Consider the following 1,513-nt stretch of genomic DNA (forward strand, 5'->3'; position numbering starts at 1 on the left):
GAGGTGAAACGTATCGAACTTTTTGCTCGTGACAAAGTGCAGGGCTGGGATCTATGGGGCAATGAAGCGCCTGAGAATAGTGTGAGTTTTTGAATTAGTTCATTAAAAGGAAGAATCAAAATGCAGTCAATATATTTATCTGATGATGAGCTTTCTGCACTTACAGGTTACAAACAGAAGAAATCTCAAATTAAATGGTTAGAACAAAATAAATTACCTCATCTAGTAAACAAATTAGGCAAACCTATTGTTTTCAAAGAAATATTATTTACTAAACAAAGAGTTATTTTTGAATCAGAAGTTGAACCAGATTTTGGAGCTTTGATCAATGGCCAGAAAACGTAAAAATAAAGAAGATAACAAATTGCCAAGCAGAGTGTCTAAAAGCAAAAGTTCTTATTATCTAAAAACAAAAGATAATAAAACTATTATTCTTGGTTCTTTATCAATGTCAATGGCTGAATTATGGTCTGTTTATGAAAATAAGATTCATAATATAAAAAAATTGTTATCATTTAAAGAATTATGGAGTATGTATTTAAATAGTCCTCATTTTTCTGAACTTTCAATTAGATCTCAAAAAGACAAACATCAAGGAGGAAAAAATATTTTAAAAGTTTTTGGAAATATTCATGTCAATAATATTAAACCTGAACATATTAGAAAATATATGGATATTAGAGGAACACAGAGTAAAACACAGGCAAATCATGAATTATCCTACATGTCTGTCACCTTTAGTTGGGGTTATGAAAGAGGTTACTGTAAAAATAACCCCTGTTTAGGAATAAAAAAGTTTTCATTAAAAAATAGGGATAAATATATTACTGATGAAGAATATAATGTTACATATGACTCTGCATCACAAATTGTCAAAATTGCCATGGAAATTTCATATCTTTGTGCATCTAGAATTGGAGACATTCTTGAATTAAAACATAATCAAATATTGGAAGAAGGAATATATATAAGACAAGGAAAAACAGGGGTGAAACAAATAAAGCAATGGACACCAAGACTAAAAGAAACTATTGATTATGCCATTAATTTATTTCCACCCCAAAATATAGAGTCTTATGTTATTAGAAACTCAAATGGAACTAAATTTACGAAATCTGGATTTGATAATCATTGGCGTGAAGCGAAATCAAAAGCAACTAAAACTTTAGGAAGAAATCTTGACTTTACATTTCACGATATAAAAGCGAAAGGGATATCAGATTTTGATGGTAGTTCAAAAGATAAGCAACTATTTAGCGGTCATAAAACTGAATCTCAAGTACAAATTTATGATAGAAAAGTAAAAATAACACCCACACTTGACCTTCCTAAATTGAAAAAATGAAAGAATATACAAAAATAAAAAGAATTAACCCATTAAAAAATCAGTAATTTTTAACACAAAAATATACTGTATATTCTTTCAATACGTTTTAACTAATTGATTTGAATTATTTTTTGTTCGGATTCTGATTCCGGCATTCCCAGGTTCGAATCCTGGTACCCCAGCCAT

General features: G+C 29.3%; 2 protein-coding genes. Both read left to right on the plus strand.

Annotation, left to right across the window (positions count from 1 at the left end):
• Nucleotides 1–120 precede the first annotated feature (120 nt).
• The gene (locus G468_RS0117755) at nucleotides 121–345 is read left to right on the plus strand and encodes a DUF4224 domain-containing protein (RefSeq protein WP_026824120.1); all 225 of its coding nucleotides are present in this window, start codon (nucleotides 121–123) and stop codon (nucleotides 343–345) included.
• Entirely contained in the window at nucleotides 329–1,345 is a 1,017-nt protein-coding gene (locus G468_RS0117760; RefSeq protein WP_026824121.1) for a tyrosine-type recombinase/integrase, read from the plus strand. The genes G468_RS0117755 and G468_RS0117760 overlap by 17 nt, the downstream gene beginning before the upstream one ends.
• The last annotated feature ends 168 nt before the right edge of the window (nucleotides 1,346–1,513 follow it).

The sequence above is a fragment of the Arsenophonus nasoniae DSM 15247 genome, assembly GCF_000429565.1.
Classification (GTDB): domain Bacteria; phylum Pseudomonadota; class Gammaproteobacteria; order Enterobacterales; family Enterobacteriaceae; genus Arsenophonus; species Arsenophonus nasoniae.